Raw genomic sequence first — 16,863 nt, forward strand, 5'->3', positions numbered from 1 at the left:
TGCGGAATTTGCAAGGCTGTCAGGTCGCCAAAACGGTGTAGCCGCAAGGCATTTTTGGTTCTTTTGTTGCCAGACAAAAGAACCGCCCGCCGCGCAGGCGACGAAAGAAATTCAAAGCCGACGGTGGCGCAGCCGCCGAAAAAAAAAGCAAAAACAGCGCAGCTGTTTTAATAGGGTTTCGAGAGCGAGATAGTTTCCGTAAACAAAAAACTTGATTCAAAAACGAAAATTCGTGTTACGACAATCCTAGCCCGGATTTGGGCAAATTAGCCTTTTGCAGAAAAAAGTGAGCTTTTCTTAGCTTGAAACAGCGACCGCAGGAAGCTCGTTTTAAGCTCTAGAAAAACCGATTTTTTAAAGAAAGCTAATGCCAGAAAGCCGGAAGAAGCTTCTAAAGGACGAACTGGCGCAAGCAAGAAGCTTCTAACGTAAAAAATAGAATTTCACTAAACCAAAAGCTCCTCGGGATTCTCTAATCTCGAAATATAAAAATCCACCTTCCGACTAGCCTTATTAAAAAAAATCTTCCGATCCCGAGTCCCCGACAAATTCAAAGACTTCGAAGTCTTGATCTGACGCAAAAAATAATCGAAAGCCTTCTGGCAAGTAGTCTCATCCTCGGTAATGAAATAACCCAAAGCGGTATAAGGAATAAACATCGTCTTTCGCTCGACAGACGAAACAATCACATTGTTGTTCAAAATCAGCAATTCGTTGAAGTACAATTTGAAGTTGCCGCCGGTTTCCTCGCACTTGCTCTCGACTTTCCGCAACAATTGGCGCATGTCTTCGTAAAGCGCCACGGCATTCTGTTTGCTCAGCAATCCCGATTCGAAGAAGTAGAAAATCTGTTGCAGCGTTGAATTTATGGTCGTGTCGTTCCAGATTTCGTGCACTTCGGCTCTTTCGTACGCCATCCGGATTCGCGTGATGTGCGTCTGCAGGTTTTCTGGCATCACGAAACTCTCGAACGGCTTTTCGAGTCCGGTGAGCAATTCCATCCAAACATAAAGCTTGAACTTCGAGAGCAGCGTTCCACCGATCATGTAAAACAACGGAATGTCTTTGGCCGCATAAAAAATCGAGATGTTTTCGTCACTTTCGTATTTGTCCAGATAAGCCGCCGATTGCCCAAAATATTGCGTCATGTCGTCGCTTGATTCGATCTCACGCGTTTTTTCCACGACCAAACTGCTTGAGCCGGTCAGGATTGCGTCAATCGAGATTTTGTAATGTCGGCACAAAACAACGGCTTCGTCTATCGAGAATTTGCTTTTGGACGAAACGCGTCGGTGCGCGGCGTCATAGCTGATTCCAAGTGCGACCGCGACCGCGTCGATCAACGACCCTGATTTTATTTTCTTCCGAAGAATCGAAAGCAACACCTCTTGTTGCGACATAATTTGCGATTTTCACAAATCTACATTTTTTAAAACACGAATTGCACAAGTCTGGTTGCTTTTATCGCGATAAGTTTGGTGTAGACAATCGGAGTAAGATGAAACTTTTTTTCGCGAAATGTTACTGGCTGGCTTACAAAAGAGCTGTCAGAAGAGCCGAACCAGACACGCCAAAAGGCTTCGTGTTGCGGGAATTGCTTTACAACGTCGTCCGATTTGTCGTGAGATACTATAAACCGTAACCAAAAACAATATGAAAACAGCAACCAAGACCAACAGCGCGGCAAGCAATCGCGAATCGATTCCGAATTCCCCTTATTTATTTGGGGAAAAACATTTTGAAAATCCGGAGCTCCTTGTCGGAAACATAGAGAATTTCATTGGCATGGCGATGATTCCGACAGGTTTGATCGGACCTGTAAAAGTAAACGGATCGCAGGCAAAAGGCGAATTCACCGTGCCGCTTTCCACAACCGAAGGCGCGCTCGTGGCGAGTTACAACAGAGGCGCGAAAGCTTGCCACGAAGCCGGTGGCGCGACCTCGATCTGCGTCGGTCAAGGCGTGCAAAGAAGTCCGGTGCTCAAATTCTCGAACCTGAACGAACTTTTGACTTTCCTCGATTGGGTCAATCTCGAACTGGAAACTTTCCGCGAAATCACGTCCAAAGTCAGTCGGTTTGCGCGACTTATCGAGATGCGGACCAACATCGAGGGCAATCATCTCACGCTGACCTTCGAGTATTTTACGGGCGACGCTTCGGGACAGAACATGGTGACTTTCTGCACGCAACACATCTGCGAATTCATAATGGAAAATGCGCCGGTCAAGCCGAAATTATGGTTTATCGAAGGCAACTATTCGGGTGATAAAAAGGCGACTTCGCTGTCGTTTTCGCACGTTCGCGGCAAGAAAGTCGTCTCGGAAATCGTGCTTCCGAAATCAATTGTCGAAAACACGCTCAAATCTTCCGCGAAAGCGATGGCCGACTATTGGCTGTCATCGACTTTGGGCGTCGTACAAAGCGGATCGATAGGCGCGCAAGGCCATTATGCAAACGGATTGGCGGCTTTGTTCATTGCAACCGGGCAAGACGTGGCGTGCGTTTCGGAAGCATCGGTAGGAATCACGAGAATGGAAGCCTTGCCCAACGGTTCGCTCTACGCAAGCGTCACTTTGCCGGGATTGATCGTGGGAACGGTCGGAGGCGGAACCGGTTTGCCGACGCAAAAAGAAGCGCTCGAGATCATGGAGTGTTTCGGAGAAGGAAAAGCTGTGAAGTTCGCCGAGATAATCGGGGCGGTGATCCTGGCCGGAGAATTGTCGATCGCCGCGGCTTTGTCGGCCGGACATTTCGCATCGGCTCACCAAAAACTCGGACGCAAAACGAATCCTCAAAACCACAAATCATGAAAACGAAAGAGAACGTTTTTACGGTTCCGAACGCTTTGTCGGCTTATCGAATCGTGATGATTCCGGTCATAATCTGGAGTTTGGCCAACGAAAACAGAAACCTTTTCGCCACTTTGATCTGCGTGAATTTAGTGACGGACATTCTCGACGGACTGATCGCGAGAGCGTTTAATTTGTGCACGGAACTTGGCGCAAGACTCGATTCGTTGGCTGACATGGGAACATTTTTGCTGTCGATCGCCGGATTCTGGGTTTTCGAAGAAGACTTTGTACGCGAACACGCCATCGCCTTTTGCCTGATTTTCGGATTTTACGGTTTGGGGCAACTTTCGTCTCTTGTCAAATTCCGGCGCACCACGAGTTTCCACCTTTACACGAGCAAAATCCTGGGTTACATCCAAGGCATTTTCATCTTCACGTTTTTCGTTTTCGGAAATTGGAACGTCTATTTCTACTTCATGGTCGCGGCAAGTTGTGTGGCGGAATTCGAGGTTTTTTTGGTTGTTCTGACGTTGAAAAAGCCGGTTTCGAACGCGAAAAGTTTCTTCCACATCATCAAAGAACAGCGCCATGGAATTGTATAGTTTGTTGTTGGTCTTGTTCGCGATCGGAGGTTTGGCGACTTTCAAAGTGTGCCGAAATACCCGCGATTTATCCGAAATGAAAAAGCATTGGACAAAATTCGCAGCCTACTTCGGACTCGTTTTTTTGCAGCTATTGCTGATCTCCAAAAGTTGGTATTTGGGATTCGCACTCTTGGTTTCGGCCGTCGGATTTTACGAAATCTGGAAGGTCGGCAAATCGATAAGGTCAAGAGCAATCGGACTGCTTTTGTTCGGGATTTTTGCTGTCGGATATCTTTGGTTTTTTGATTCCGAAGCTGTCGAAATGCAGCAATTCCTGTTCATTTCGGTAATCGTTTTCGACGGATTTTCACAGCTTTTCGGACAATTGTTCGGACGCACGAAATTGTTCCCAAAAATTAGTCCCGGAAAAACCTTGGAAGGAATGGCCGGCGGATTTTTGGCGCTTTCGGTTTCGGCTTTGCTAGTCGGCAATTTCCTCAAAATGGAGTTGTCCGAGGCGTTGCTTTACGGGATTTTGATCGGGATTTTTTCGATCGCCGGAGATTTCCTCGCCTCGTACTACAAAAGACAAAACGGCGTCAAGGATTTCAGCCGACTGATTCCGGGACACGGAGGCGTTTTGGATCGTTTCGACAGTTTGATTTTCGCGGCATTCGCGGGTTTGTCGCTACAGACGCTGTCGCAATTTGATTTCGGAATCTGGAATTGTGTTGGGTACGTTTTGCTGTTTCTCACGATTTTCACTTTGGCCGAAATCGGATACAGAAGTTTTGCGATCAAGGCTGAGATTACCCGAAAATTCGTCCACATAAGTTCGGGTCTGGCTTGTTTGACTTTTCCGTTTTTTCTCGAAAATTGGCTGTCGGTTTTGGTGCTTTGCCTCGGATTTATGGGGTTGTTGGTCGCAAGTAAATCTTTCGGTCTTTTACCGTCGGTAAACGCAATCGACAGAAAATCACAAGGAAGTCTTGTCTTTCCTATCGCCATTTTCGTTTGCTTTTGCCTTTTTATCCAACGCGATTCGTACGCGATCTTCTATTTGCCGATCGTGATTTTGGCGATTTGCGATCCTTTGGCAGCGTTGTGCGGAAGAAAATGGCCACTCGGGAAATACAAAGTCGGAGCGCAATCGAAAACGCTTCTGGGATCGTTGGTTTTCTTTTTGAGCTGTTTCGCGATTTTGGTGCTGTCGCTGTATTTCTCGAACATCGGTTTCACTTTCGGACTACTTTTCCACTGTCTGATGTTGTCTGCCGTGGCCACGATAATCGAAGCCATCAGCAGAAACGGTTACGACAACTTGACGATTCCGTGCGCGATCATTGTGTTTGTGCAGCTTTCCGATTTTCCGCTTTGACGGACAAAAATCAGTTGACTTCGAAAGTCGCGACTTCGTAAACCGCGGTTCCGTCTTCTGAAATGCCCTCAAGAATCGCCTCGAACGTGCCTTTTACGTCAGAAGCAAAAAACGAGATCGAAGCCTCGCTTGCCAACTTCGGAATCCAAGCCAATTGGTAGCGATAGTCGGGAATGCGACTCGATGAAGCCGACGAATAATCGGCAAGGAAGTGGCGTTTTGGAGCCGCCGGTCTCGAGATTGCATCGCGCAAAATGTGTGTTCCTTTGGCTTTGAGATCGTAATTCCCGTCTTTGGTCTGGATGCTGACCAATCCGTTGAAACCCATTGGGCCAACGTAGTAATAGCCAGGAATCGTCGTAATGCGATCGATGTTCTTTGTTGGATATTCAAAAATCTCATTGAGGTTGCTTAGCCAGATTCCATCGACAAAAACGCCGGATTCTCCGGTCGAGTCGTAACCTATTATGTGTTCGCGCAAGACGATCGCGTAGTTGTCTCCCTTTTTTTCGTAGTACGATTCCTCGAGCACTTCGGTCAATGTTTCGGTCAGCGTCGGAAAGCGTGTGTAATTGTCAAGTTTGTAGACAGTGCCGCTTTTGGCGTAGAAAACATCGTAATCCGGAAACGCGAGAACGCTGTCGCGATGGTGTTTGTAGTAAGCATTCTCGATTTGGTTCGAAACCGAGCGCGCTTCAACCGATTTTTTCGCCCACGCCGAAACCGTGTAAGCGGGAAAATCCAAAGACGAGAAATCAGGAGTTTTGACATCGTCGAGTTTTATGGTGAAATCCTGTCGGTTTTCGCCCGCGACCTGAAGCAGCGATTCTTTGTTGAAATATGGATTTTCGATCGTAAACCTGAAATTTCCAGATTTGTCGGTTTTCGCGATTTTGGATGCGAAGTTTTTTCCCGGAAACGCCAAACTCACGATTTGGTCAGCCGCGGAATTTCCGGACTTGTCGACGATTTTGCCCGAAACGGTCTCGCCCCGAAGTTCAGGCAACGCACTTGTTTTGTTCGTGATATAATTGGCCGTGTTGAATCCGGAAGGAAAATCGGCTAAAAGCGAAAGCGAATCGACTTTTCGAACCGTGAGCGAATAATTGCCTTTTTGTTGCAATTTGGTCAAAATTTCGATCTTTTCGCGTGTGGCAAATTTTGTCTTTGAAGTGGAAATCGCACCCGAAGCCGATCGTGCTTTTAACGTAAATGCGCCGTTTTCGACTTTGTCGGATTCCGATGAAAACGGATTCACGATCACGATATCTGTCGAGAACAAAGTTTCGGGCTTTCCGATTCTCCAATTCGTGTAACCGACAAGTTTGTAATTGCCGGACGCGATAGACGTCGGAACAAAAAAATCGCCCGCAGCCGAGCCGTTTTCGAGAAACAGTTTTTGGATGAAAACTGGTTTTTTGTCGCGTCCGACCAAAGCGACATAGCCCATTTTGCTGAGTTGGCTGGCCTGATTGCGTGAGTCGAGGCAATACATCTTGTAATATAGGGTTTCGCCGCTCACGAAAGCCGTGGCATTGGGTTGGACTTTTATCTTTTCGGAAAGCGAGAATGACTTCGCCTGATTTTGCTGGGCAAAAACCGTGAAAGACGCGAAAAGTACTGAAAGCGACAGCAGTTTGATTGCGCTCATATAGTTGAATTTTTTATCAATTTTGCCACCAGGGCGGCGTTATGTTTGAACCACTGAGACGGCAATCGCCGCACTTGGAAGTCACTACGACGTAATTTCCCTGAGTGTCGGTCTCGTAATAGTTTACGGCGTTTTCCTGAACGCGTTCTATGAGTTGCAAGCCCAAAAATTGTCCGGGTTCGAGCACGTCCTGGATATAAGTGTCGAACTTACATTCGGATGGAAACGCAGGCGGAAGCTGTCCGGGGAAAAAGTTGCCGTAATTGAACATGACGACTTTTTCATCGACAGCCGAAACCTCGAAAAAACCAATCACTTTTTCATTGGGATTTCCGTCGCTGCGGATGTTTCCGTAGAAAAAACCGGGTTGTAATTGGGAAAGCAAATTTCCGGTTGACGAAAGTTCGCTCATGGTTTTGTAGAACGTGTACGACGCAAGATTCTGCACGTATTGCCTTACTTTGATGCCGTATCTTTCATTTATCAGATAGGCGGTGTCGGCAATTGTCCTTATCGGATAATCGATAATCCTGTCTTCGGCCAAACCGACCGTCGAAACAAGAATGATGCTTTTTGAGCGACCTTTCTTGTAGCAGGTTTCGGCTTCTTCCGTCCTGTCCATGAGCAAAAGTTCCGGAAACGTATCATCGTCGTCGTTGTCAGGGTAAACCGCGAGATATTTGTTTCGCCAATGCGGCACTTTGAAACGTCCGGCTTCTTCGTATTCGTAACGGTAATAGCGCGAATTGCCGGTGGGATCGCTTGTATTGATGCGAATCTGGATTGCGGGCAATTCGCCGAGATTCGATGCGACTGCCGTCAAACTTTCGATTGGCGTTGGCGTGGTCTGTTTTTCGGGAGTGGACGAATACGAAGTTCCGTCAGAAGTCACGATGTGCAAGGTGTAAGCGCGTTCGGGATTTGGTGCAAAAGCGTTTTCGGAGACGTAAAGCGTGTCTTGTTGCTCAAAATCGAACGTGTTTCCGAGATCGTCCTGAACATACACGTTGGCGCCGTTTTCGAATGTCGGGCCTGATTCTCCAAGCCGATAAGTACGCGAAATCTTGATAGAATGTTGTTTCAACTCATTGCTGATCGAGGCTTCGATGACGAGTGCGCTCTCGAAATTTCGGGTCTGCAACGCATAAGGTTCGGTACATCCAATTATGGAAAGCAACAGCAATGTTCCCAAAAGTCTTTGGAAAACGAAAGTCGATGTGGATGTCCTTTTTTTCATAGTGTTCAGTTTTGCCAGTAAGGCGGCGGCACGTTCGATCCCGTAACGCGGCAATCGACGCATTGGTCGCTCGTCATGATAAACCAGCCGTTGGCATCGAATCCGGAGAGATCCATCGTGCCTGCCTGCGTCAGATCGATGATGACGTGAGCGTCTCCCAAAGGTCGCGGATAACTCCAGTTTTCAGGATTCAAGGTGCGGTTCGAGCATTCATACGGCCACGGAATGGGCAGATTGTTGGGAAAAACCTCGTTGTAATCGAACGCCATCACGGCTTCTGAAACCGAAGAAACCTCGAAGAAACCGATCACTTTTTCCTCAGAATTGTCGTCATTCCTGACATTTCCGTAGAAAAATCCGGGCTGCGTCTGCGACAGAATATTCCCGATCGACGAAAGTTCGCTCAACGTCTTGTAAAAAGTGTAGGAAGCCAGGCTTTGCACATATTGACGCACCTTGATCGAGTAACGGTCGTTGACGATGTAACTTGTGTCGGCAATCGTGCGCACCGGAAATTCCACAACTCTGTCTTCGCCCAAACCGGTCGTCGTAGTTAGAACCACGCTTTTCGATTTGCCCTGACGGTAACAAACATGTGCTTGTTCCGTTCTCGGTTGAAGGAGTATTTCCTCAAAATTGTCTTCGTCGCTGTCATCCGGACCAACTACAACCTCGGTTTCGAAGTAGTTTGGCGTGGCGAAGCGTCCGGCTTCTTCGTATTCGTATCTGTAGTATTTCGAATTTCCTGTCGGATCGAAAGTGTTTGCGCGAATCTGCACGCCATTTACGCCGCCCATCGAGACGATTTCTCGCGAAAGGTTTCCGATAGGAGTGACCGTCGTAAGTTTTTCGGCTGTGGAAGAATAGGAATTTCCGTCAGACGTAGAAATATGTAGGCTGTAAGTGCGCGCGGCATCAGGCAGAAAAGCATTTTCGGACACATACATCGTGTCCTGTTGCTCGAAATCGATCACATTGCCCAAGTCGTCCTGAACGTATACACTGGCGCCGGTTTCAAAAGTCGGACCGGATTCTTCGAGGCGATAGGCGCGCGAAATCTTGACGGCGTGCTGTTTGAGCTCGTTCGTGATCGAAGCTTCGATAATGAGCGCACTTTCGAAGTTGCGGGTTTGCAAAACGTAAGGATCGGTGCATCCGAAAAGGCACAAAAGCGAAAAAGCGGCAGTAAGTCTGAGAAAAATCTTCATGACTAGAATTTGAAATTGTAGGTAAATGTGGGCACGGGAATCGAGAAAATCGACGTTTTATAAGCTTTGACCTGTCCGTTTTCGGATACGAAAAACACCGAATAAGGATTGTTTCGGCCCAAGACGTTGTAAATCGAGAAGTTCCAGAAACTGTGAGCGAGCTTTTTGATCTTGTGGTTTCCTTCGACGTTTATTCCGATGTCAAGGCGGAAATAGTCCGGAATCCGGAACTGGTTGCGGTCGCTGTACAAAGTGTACTCGATGCCGTTGTACATGTACGATCCAATCGGATAAGTGATCGGTCGGCCGGTCTGGTAAATAAAGTTGGCCGAAAAACTGTAGCGTCTGGTGAACTTGTAATTCAAAACGGCGCTGAAATCGTGAGGTTTGTCAAAGTTCGACTGGAAATAATCGCCGTTGTTCACGCGTTCGTCGGCGAATTTAGAGTCGAGTTTCAGGAAACTGCGCGAATACGTGTAACCGATCCAGCCATTGAGTTTTCCGAGATTTTTCTTGATCAGCAACTCGACTCCGTAGCTTTTTCCTTCGCCCTGAAGCAATTCGGTCTCGATGTGCTCGTTCATCAAAAGTTGGGCAGCGACCTTGTAATCGAGGATGTTTTTCGATTTCTTGAAATAGCCTTCGAGGCTCACTTCATACATGTCGTCCTTGAGATTCTTGTAAAAACCAAGCGAAAACTGGCGCGCGACCTGAGGTTCGATATTGAGATCGGACAACTTCCAGGTCGCGGTGGGCGATTGCGTCGTGTTGCTCGACATCATGTGAATGTATTGGTAAGTCTGGTCGAATCCGGCCTTGACCGAAAAATCGTCGGCGATGATGTAACGCGCCGAAACTCGCGGCTCGAAACCGCCATATTGCTTGATGACTTCGTTGTTTGCGTAAACATTTTCTCCCGTAACCGTTCCGTCGTTCAGCGGCAAGCCCGGTTGGTAAGTGCGTTGGGTTGAAGCTCCGAGCGCAAGAAAGTACGAATAACGCAATCCTGCGCTGATTAGCAATTTGTCTGTAAGTTCATAATCATCGCTCAAATAAACTGCCGATTCAAGTGCTTTTTCTTTTTGGATGTCAATTGGAATGACGAGCGAATTGGCGCCCAACGGATCCATGTAACCCGGATCGATCTTGTAGAGTTTGCTGCTGATTCCGTAGCTCAGTTTGTGCTTGTCCCAAAACTGCGACCTGAATTTGAACGCTGCCTGGGTTTCGTTTATCGTATAGCCCAAATCGAACGAAGACGAATTGCGGGCGTCATACTCGATATTGAATTTATACTGGCTGTTTGTAATGGAAAGCGTTCCGCGGTTTTTGGCGTTGAAACGGTGGTTCCACTTGAACGAGGCCAGAAGGTTGTCGTATTTGTAAAGGGAATCCGAAGTGATGCTGAAATCGTCGTGGCTGTAATAACCCATGAGTTCGATGTCGTCGTCTTGCCCGATCTTGTGCACATATTTGAGGTTAGCGTCATAGAACGAAGCCTGGCTGTTTTGAAGATCGGAGTTCTTTAACGAGCGCAGGATCCATCCGGAATATGTGGCGCGTCCGCCGATTATCAGTCCGCTTTTTCCTTTTACGATGGGAATGTTGAGCATCAGGTTCGAAGTTACAGGTCCGATATTTCCTTCTCCCGAGACTTTGAGCGTGTCCGGTTTTTTGGTTGAAACGTCAAACACCGATGAAAGGCGTCCGCCGAATTCTGCGGGAATGCTGCCTTTGTAGATTGTCACATCGCCCGTGGTGAAAGGGTTTACAGCCGAGAAAAATCCGAGAAAGTGAGAAGGATTGTACAAAACCGCGTCGTCGAGCAAAATCAGGTTCTGGTCTTCTTTTCCGCCTCGAACATTGAATCCGGCCGATCCTTCGCCCGCGGTCTTTATTCCCGGAAGTGTCGTGGCCACGCGGAAAATGTCGCGTTCGCCCAAAACCAACGGAATGTTCTTGATCTTTTCGACGTCGATTTTGGTCACGCCGGTAACTGCTGTCCTGAAATTCGAATTGTCTTTGGAGTAAACCACGACTTCCTTGAGCATATTCGGGTTCTCGGAAACGGCAAAATCGAGTCGGCCGTTGCTGTAAGCCATGATTTTTTTGGAAGCCTGTGTGTAATTGATCGACCTGATCTCGACCGTATGTGCGCCCGACGGCACTTTCAAAGCATAAAATCCTCTGTCGTCGGTAACTGCGTCGATCGTCAAACCTTTTACCGAAAGCAATACGCCCGGAACAGGTTGGCCGGTCACCGCATCGCGAACATATCCGGTAACGATGGAGGTTTTTTCGGTGGTGCTGTTTTCCTTTCCTACGAGTGCGATCGCGTCTTTTTCTTCGGTTTTCCCTTCCTGGAAGAAAACAGGTTTAGGTTCGTCCGACGTTTTGGCGTTGGGTTTGTCTCCGAAAAAATTTTGGGGAAGTTCGTTGTAGATCGCCGAATTACGCGTCAGGATTACCCGATTTCCGTCGACGAAAAAGTTAAGGTTCGTCTGCGAGAAAACTTGTTCGAGAACTGTATTTAAATCAGTATTCGTAAAGCTCGCCGACACAGGTTCGGTTTGAGCAAACCAGGCTTCGTCATAAAAGAATTTGTATCCCGATGCGGTTTCTATCTGACGGATGGCATCCGAAACCGGAACATCCGAAAACGACACGCTTATTTTTTGTTGGGCGAAAATGCACATCGGAAGCGCCAAAAGCAAAAGCAATAAAAGTTTTCTCATTTCGGCTTCAGTTTTTGGCGTTTGTGATGTGGCGGAAAAGTTTGGTCATGAACGAGATCGGGTCTTTTTTGGAAAGGTCTTTTTGGGATTGGTAAAAGTCCTTGATGCGCTCTTTTTGATCGGGAAACAATTTGGCGAAATCGCCTCGGCTGTCGGTTTTGGTGAAAACGCCGTCTTTCTCGATCAGAAACCCGGGATCTTCGTTGAATTCGTCTACGATTACGTTGTCATTGTTGCGCTGTCGAATGAATTTGTGGTGTTTTGCATAGAGCGTGAAGCCTTGTCCAACGGCACATTTCTCGTAGTAGCCAGTGACGAAATCCGGCTTTTTTTCGAGACTGCTGAGGTTGACGAAATCGCGTCCGTCAAGCGTAAAACCCGATACGAATTCCTTTTCGAGGATCGTGCCTATGTTGTTGCTGATGTTCTTCGGTCGGTAGATCAGAATGTCGTGATAGATGTCGTATCTCAAGTCGACATTGTAGTAAGGTTGGTTGCTGTAGACGACGCTTCCGACGAGATATTGGTCGGTTTTATAGAATTGGTCGTTCCCTTTTCGGATTTTGTAAGGATTCGGATAGGCGCGACCGTTGAGATTCAGGTTTTCCAATCCGCCCGCCGCGTCATAGGAATTGTAGATTTCGGTTTCGGACTGCGCATGCGAAACGGTCGATAGCGCAATTAATCCGCATGCCAAAAATAAGGATTTTCGCAGGGCAGTCATGTTCGATTTGTTGATTGTTGTTCGCTAAATGTAGGAATAATTTTAGCCGAACTTTGAGTTACCGGCAAAAAAAAATCCTGACGGAAGCCCCGTCAGGATTGAATGTCACTATTTGGTGACTTAATTATTCGCCTTGAGGCGCGTCGTTGCTCGGTTCGCTTTGATTGCTGTCCGATTCACGATTTTCTCTCGGTTCGCGATTTTCTCTCGGGCGATCGTTGCGATCTCCGCGATTTCTGTCGCCACCGTAGCGTGATCCGCGATCATTTCTGTCGTTTCTATCGCCTCTTGGACGGTCGCCGTCGCGTCTTTCAGGACGTGGAGCGTTCTCATCTCTTGGAGGACGAGGCGTAAGTGCCTTTTTGGAAACGCGTTCCTTGCGTGTCTTGGGATCGATTCCCATGTATTTCACTTCAAACTCATCGCCCATGTTCACAAGGTCGGTTACGTTTTCAGTTCTTTCCCATGCAAGTTCCGATACGTGGAGCAAGATTTCGTTTCCTGGAGCGTCTTGGTATTCAACCACGGCTCCGAAGTCCATAATCTTGACGACTTTCACTTTGTAAGAATCACCAATGACCGGCTTGAACGTAAGCGAGTCGATCTTGCGAAGTACAGTGTCGATTCCTTCCTGGTCTGTACCGAGGATTTCGACAACACCTTCTTCGTTGACTTCGTTGATGACGATCGTGGTCTTGGTAAGCTTTTGAAGTTCCTGGATAACTTTTCCTCCAGGTCCGATAAGTGCTCCAATAAATGCTCCGGGAATCGTAGTCATGATGATTTTCGGTGCTTTCGGTTTCACGTTCTCACGTGGAGCAGCTTGTGTTTCGATTAGTTTTCCTAGGATGTGAAGACGGCCTGCACGTGCTTGGTCAAGCGCTTTTTCCATGATCTCATAGTTCAGTCCTTCGATCTTGATGTCCATTTGGCAAGCGGTGATCCCGTCAGCGGTTCCGGTCACTTTGAAGTCCATATCACCAAGGTGATCTTCGTCTCCAAGAATGTCCGAAAGTACAGCCCAACGGCCCGTTTTGTCATCAGAAATCAATCCCATGGCGATTCCGGAAACCGGTTTAGTCATTTGGACGCCCGCATCCATCAAAGCCAAAGTTCCGGCGCAAACCGTCGCCATCGAAGACGATCCGTTTGACTCCAAAACCTCAGAAACGATACGGATCGTGTATGGGTTTTCGTCAGGAATCATGTTTTTCAACGCGCGTTGTGCCAAGTTTCCGTGACCTACCTCGCGACGTGAAGTTCCGCGCAATGGCTTGGCTTCACCTGTCGAGAATGGTGGGAAATTGTAGTGCAGGTAGAACCTTTCTTCTCCTTGCTCGCTTGGTGCGTCGATGATGTTCGCCTCGCGTGAAGTTCCCAAAGTCACTGTCGCCAATGCCTGAGTTTCTCCGCGTGTGAACAATGCCGATCCGTGTACGGATGGAAGATAGTCGACCTCGCACCAGATTGGGCGAATCTCGTCTGTCTTTCTTCCGTCAAGGCGCAATCCCAAATCGAGGATCACGTTGCGGACAGCTTCTTTTTGTGTCGATTTGAAGTATTTCGAGATAAGATCTCCAAACTCAAGTTGCTCTTCTTCTGAAAAACCAGCTTTCACTTCGTCTTTCACTTCGGCAAACTTCTCACCGCGTTCCGCTTTGCCAGTTCCTTCCTGAGCAATTGCGTAACACTTGTCGTAAGCCAATGAACGAACTTTCGCTTCTACTTCTTCGTTAGTCGCTTCTTCGTCGTAAGACCTGATTTCTTTCTTGCCGAAAGCAGCCTGAAGACGCTTTTGTGCAGCGATCTGAACTTTGATGGCATCGTGTGCGAATTTGATTGCCTGAACCATTTCGGCTTCGGAAATTTCCTTCATTTCACCTTCTACCATCGCTACAGAATCCTCCGAAGCTCCAATCATCATGTCGATGTCAGACTCGGCCAATTGCGTAGGACTTGGGTTGATCACGAATTCTCCGTTGATGCGTCCGACGCGAACTTCCGAAATCAAAGTCTCGAAAGGAATGTCAGAAAGCGCCAAAGCGGTAGAAGCGGCAAGGCCTGCAAGTGCATCCGGCATCACTTCTTCGTCGTGTGACATCAATTGGATCATTACCTGCGTTTCGGCGTGGTAATCATCCGGGAAAAGCGGACGCAAAACGCGGTCCACGAGACGCATCGTCAAAACTTCCTTGTCAGAAGGACGTGCCTCACGTTTGAAAAATCCGCCTGGAAAACGTCCGGCAGACGCGAATTTCTCGCGGTAATCTACTGTCAGGGGCAAAAAGTCAACCCCAGGACTAGCTTTTCTTGCGGAAACTACCGTTCCAAGCAACATGGTGTCACCCATTCTGATGACGACTGAACCGTCAGCTTGCTTGGCTAGTTTCCCGGTTTCGATCGAGATGCTTCGTCCATCTCCCAAATCGATAACCTCTGTAAATACTTGTGGAATCATAAATCCAAATTTCGTTGATTAAACAATGGGTTTAGTAGTTGTGTTGTTGTGTGCGTGTGTAGTTGTCTAAAACCCAATGAAAAACCAGAACTTTTTTCTTGCAACCTCGGGACTTGAATTACAAATCCCATAAAAAACAAAAAGAGGCGCGCGGGCACCTCTTTTCGATTGATTATTTACGAATATTCAATTCTTTGATGATCTCGCGGTAGCGGTTGATCTCTGTCTTCTTCAAGTAATCGAGAAGACTTCTTCTTTTACCTACCAGCTTTACAAGCGAGCGCTCTGTGTTGAAATCGTGACGATTCTTTTTCAAGTGCTCTGTCAAGTGATTGATTCGGAAAGTGAAAAGCGCGATCTGGCTTTCAGATTTTCCAGTGTTTTCAGCAGTTCCGCCGTGTTTTGCGAAAATGTCCGCCTTAACTTCTTTCGTTAGATACATTCCAATATTGTTTAAATGATTTTTATGTATGTAGCCGTTTCTCGGATACGGGTGCAAAAGTAAGCTTTTTAATGAATAATTGGTAATGAAAAATGAATAATTAATAATGAGTAGTGAGTAGTGAGTAGTGAGTAGTGAGTAGTGAGTAGTGAGTAGTGAGTAGTGAGTAGTGAGTAGTGAGTAGTGAGTAGTGAGTAGTGAGTAGTGAGTAGTGAGTAGTGAGTAGGGGATGCTTTTTTTGAAGCTGTTTCCGGCTGTCCGCTATTAGCTTTTGAAAACAACCGCGGTTTTGCCAGCGGTTGCGGCGAGCTTCTTTGGTCGCTGCCGCAGCCGCGCAAAACCGGCAGTTGTTTTTCAAAAGGCTAGCCGCGGCCATCCGGGCTAGGGGAATGGTTGGTAGTTGGTTTTTTTGTCAGAAATGTGGTTTTGTTTTCACAGGTCGTTCCGACCCGCCCATGGCGAATTTACGGCGTAGGACAATTCGTCGCTTACAGAAAATCTGTAGAAATCGTTAAATGAAGGTGGTGTTTTTTTTGGGTGGTTTTGCGCACCTAGGTTTAACTTTTTTTATAGATTTTCTGTAAACGATCCTCGTCCCAAAGTCATAAATTTACGATGGGAGGGTCGGAACGACCGTTTCCCGAAAAAAGCCAGATTGCAAGACTTTTCCAATCCCAAAAAGCCCAAACGCCAAAATTCCCCAATCGGAAAATCCAACAACAACAGATTTGATTCGAAACCAAAAATCCAATCTCCAAAACCGATTTTACAAACCTACCTTTAACTTTTTCTACAGATTTTCTGTAACCGGGTTAGCTGCCCAAAGCATAAATTTACGACGGGGAGGGTCGGAACGTCCGTTTCACGAAAAAAGCCAGATTGCAAGACTTTTCCAATCCCAAAAAGCCCAAACGCCAAAATTCCCCAATCGGAAAAGCCTACAACAACAGAATTGATTCGAAACCAAAAATCCAATCTTCGCAAATCAATTTTACAAACCTACCTTTAACTTTTTCTACAGATTTTCTGTAAACGACCCTTGTCCCAAAGGCGTAAATTTACCACGGGAGGGTCGGAACGACCAACCAAAAACAAACCAGCAAAAAAAAACGCCCGGAAAATCCGGGCGCCAAATTATCAAAAGCCAAAACCTCACTTCTTGTCCGAGAACAAAAACTTCGAGATCAAGGCGTTCAGGTCTTCGAGAAACCTTTCGTCCAAATCAGTGAAAGCATCCAAAACCTCAGAGTCGATATCGATCTGGCCAATGTTTTTGCCGTTCACGAACAAAGGCACGACAACTTCCGACTTCACGGTCATCGAACACGCGATATAGTTGTCCTGCGCCATCACGTCGGGTACGACAAAATTCTCGTTCGAGACCGCGACTTGTCCGCAAATGCCTTTTCCGAAAGGAATGACGGTGTGGTCTGTAGGTTCGCCGGCATAAGGTCCGAGAAGCAATTCAGGTTTGTCGCCGTTGTGAAAGTAAAATCCGACCCAATCGTAATAATCGATGTTATCCCTCAAAAGATGGCAAATCTTGAGCAATTTATCGTCTCTCAGGCCGTTGTCGTTTTTGAGGATGTCAATTGCCTTCTGGCGCAATTCTTCAAATGTCATGGTGCGGATTTTTCTACAAAATTAAACCTT

The 16,863-nt window shown here is 47.1% G+C and carries 13 protein-coding genes; 4 read left to right on the plus strand and 9 right to left on the minus strand.

Features of this window, described 5'->3' with window-relative positions:
* Positions 1-446 precede the first annotated feature (446 nt).
* A complete protein-coding gene (locus EOO49_RS01160; protein WP_290842049.1) occupies positions 447-1,400 on the minus strand; it encodes a hypothetical protein in 954 nt (317 codons plus the stop codon).
* Between the two features lie 98 nt (positions 1,401-1,498).
* Here EOO49_RS01160 and EOO49_RS01165 point away from each other — a divergent pair, with 98 nt between their 5' ends.
* From EOO49_RS01165 to EOO49_RS01180, 4 genes are read left to right on the plus strand one after another with little or no spacing between them, the layout of a single operon-like run.
* Positions 1,499-1,642, plus strand: coding sequence for a hypothetical protein (locus EOO49_RS01165; RefSeq protein WP_290842050.1), 144 nt, complete (start codon positions 1,499-1,501; stop codon positions 1,640-1,642).
* An 11-nt stretch (positions 1,643-1,653) separates the two neighbouring features.
* On the plus strand, positions 1,654-2,811 hold the full coding sequence (locus tag EOO49_RS01170) for a hydroxymethylglutaryl-CoA reductase (RefSeq protein ID WP_290842051.1): 1,158 nt from the start codon (positions 1,654-1,656) through the stop codon (positions 2,809-2,811).
* Entirely contained in the window at positions 2,808-3,395 is a 588-nt protein-coding gene (locus tag EOO49_RS01175) for a CDP-alcohol phosphatidyltransferase family protein (RefSeq protein ID WP_290842052.1), read from the plus strand. Before EOO49_RS01170 ends, EOO49_RS01175 begins: the two co-directional genes overlap by 4 nt.
* Complete coding sequence (locus EOO49_RS01180; protein WP_290842053.1) at positions 3,382-4,755, plus strand: phosphatidate cytidylyltransferase; 1,374 nt, start codon at positions 3,382-3,384, stop codon at positions 4,753-4,755. The genes EOO49_RS01175 and EOO49_RS01180 overlap by 14 nt, the downstream gene beginning before the upstream one ends.
* Before the next feature lie 10 nt (positions 4,756-4,765).
* Here the strand turns inward: EOO49_RS01180 and EOO49_RS01185 are convergent, their stop codons facing one another.
* From EOO49_RS01185 to EOO49_RS01220, 8 genes are all read right to left on the minus strand, one after another.
* On the minus strand, positions 4,766-6,406 hold the full coding sequence (locus tag EOO49_RS01185) for a hypothetical protein (protein ID WP_290842054.1): 1,641 nt from the start codon (positions 6,404-6,406) through the stop codon (positions 4,766-4,768).
* A gap of 16 nt (positions 6,407-6,422) precedes the next feature.
* On the minus strand, positions 6,423-7,643 hold the full coding sequence (locus EOO49_RS01190) for a DUF4249 domain-containing protein (RefSeq protein WP_290842055.1): 1,221 nt from the start codon (positions 7,641-7,643) through the stop codon (positions 6,423-6,425).
* 5 nt (positions 7,644-7,648) lie between these two features.
* Positions 7,649-8,851: a DUF4249 family protein gene (locus tag EOO49_RS01195; protein ID WP_290842056.1), complete on the minus strand. Its 1,203-nt coding sequence runs from the start codon at positions 8,849-8,851 to the stop codon at positions 7,649-7,651.
* Between the two features lie 2 nt (positions 8,852-8,853).
* Positions 8,854-11,586, minus strand: coding sequence for a TonB-dependent receptor (locus EOO49_RS01200; protein ID WP_290842057.1), 2,733 nt, complete (start codon positions 11,584-11,586; stop codon positions 8,854-8,856).
* A 7-nt stretch (positions 11,587-11,593) separates the two neighbouring features.
* Entirely contained in the window at positions 11,594-12,283 is a 690-nt protein-coding gene (locus EOO49_RS01205) for a hypothetical protein (RefSeq protein WP_290842058.1), read from the minus strand.
* Between the two features lie 151 nt (positions 12,284-12,434).
* Positions 12,435-14,768 (minus strand): polyribonucleotide nucleotidyltransferase, encoded by a 2,334-nt coding sequence (locus EOO49_RS01210; RefSeq protein WP_290842059.1) that lies wholly within the window; start codon positions 14,766-14,768, stop codon positions 12,435-12,437.
* A 172-nt stretch (positions 14,769-14,940) separates the two neighbouring features.
* Positions 14,941-15,210: a 30S ribosomal protein S15 gene (gene rpsO / locus EOO49_RS01215; protein WP_290842060.1), complete on the minus strand. Its 270-nt coding sequence runs from the start codon at positions 15,208-15,210 to the stop codon at positions 14,941-14,943.
* Positions 15,211-16,362: 1,152 nt separating this feature from the next.
* Positions 16,363-16,833 (minus strand): GAF domain-containing protein, encoded by a 471-nt coding sequence (locus tag EOO49_RS01220; RefSeq protein ID WP_290842061.1) that lies wholly within the window; start codon positions 16,831-16,833, stop codon positions 16,363-16,365.
* Between the last annotated feature and the right edge of the window lie 30 nt (positions 16,834-16,863).

The organism is Flavobacterium sp., assembly GCF_004295795.1.
GTDB lineage: Bacteria > Bacteroidota > Bacteroidia > Flavobacteriales > Flavobacteriaceae > Flavobacterium.

Bases quoted from the DNA above. Each gene is read 5' to 3' on its own strand.
- EOO49_RS01180 (WP_290842053.1), top strand. From the start codon at position 3,382: ATGGAATTGTATAGTTTGTTGTTGGTCTTGTTCGCGATCGGAGGTTTG.
- EOO49_RS01175 (WP_290842052.1), top strand. From the start codon at position 2,808: ATGAAAACGAAAGAGAACGTTTTTACGGTTCCGAACGCTTTGTCGGCT.
- EOO49_RS01160 (WP_290842049.1), bottom strand. From the start codon at position 1,400: ATGTCGCAACAAGAGGTGTTGCTTTCGATTCTTCGGAAGAAAATAAAA.
- EOO49_RS01185 (WP_290842054.1), bottom strand. From the start codon at position 6,406: ATGAGCGCAATCAAACTGCTGTCGCTTTCAGTACTTTTCGCGTCTTTC.
- EOO49_RS01200 (WP_290842057.1), bottom strand. From the start codon at position 11,586: ATGAGAAAACTTTTATTGCTTTTGCTTTTGGCGCTTCCGATGTGCATT.
- EOO49_RS01170 (WP_290842051.1), top strand. From the start codon at position 1,654: ATGAAAACAGCAACCAAGACCAACAGCGCGGCAAGCAATCGCGAATCG.
- EOO49_RS01190 (WP_290842055.1), bottom strand. From the start codon at position 7,643: ATGAAAAAAAGGACATCCACATCGACTTTCGTTTTCCAAAGACTTTTG.
- rpsO (WP_290842060.1), bottom strand. From the start codon at position 15,210: ATGTATCTAACGAAAGAAGTTAAGGCGGACATTTTCGCAAAACACGGC.
- EOO49_RS01220 (WP_290842061.1), bottom strand. From the start codon at position 16,833: ATGACATTTGAAGAATTGCGCCAGAAGGCAATTGACATCCTCAAAAAC.
- EOO49_RS01165 (WP_290842050.1), top strand. From the start codon at position 1,499: ATGAAACTTTTTTTCGCGAAATGTTACTGGCTGGCTTACAAAAGAGCT.
- EOO49_RS01195 (WP_290842056.1), bottom strand. From the start codon at position 8,851: ATGAAGATTTTTCTCAGACTTACTGCCGCTTTTTCGCTTTTGTGCCTT.
- EOO49_RS01210 (WP_290842059.1), bottom strand. From the start codon at position 14,768: ATGATTCCACAAGTATTTACAGAGGTTATCGATTTGGGAGATGGACGA.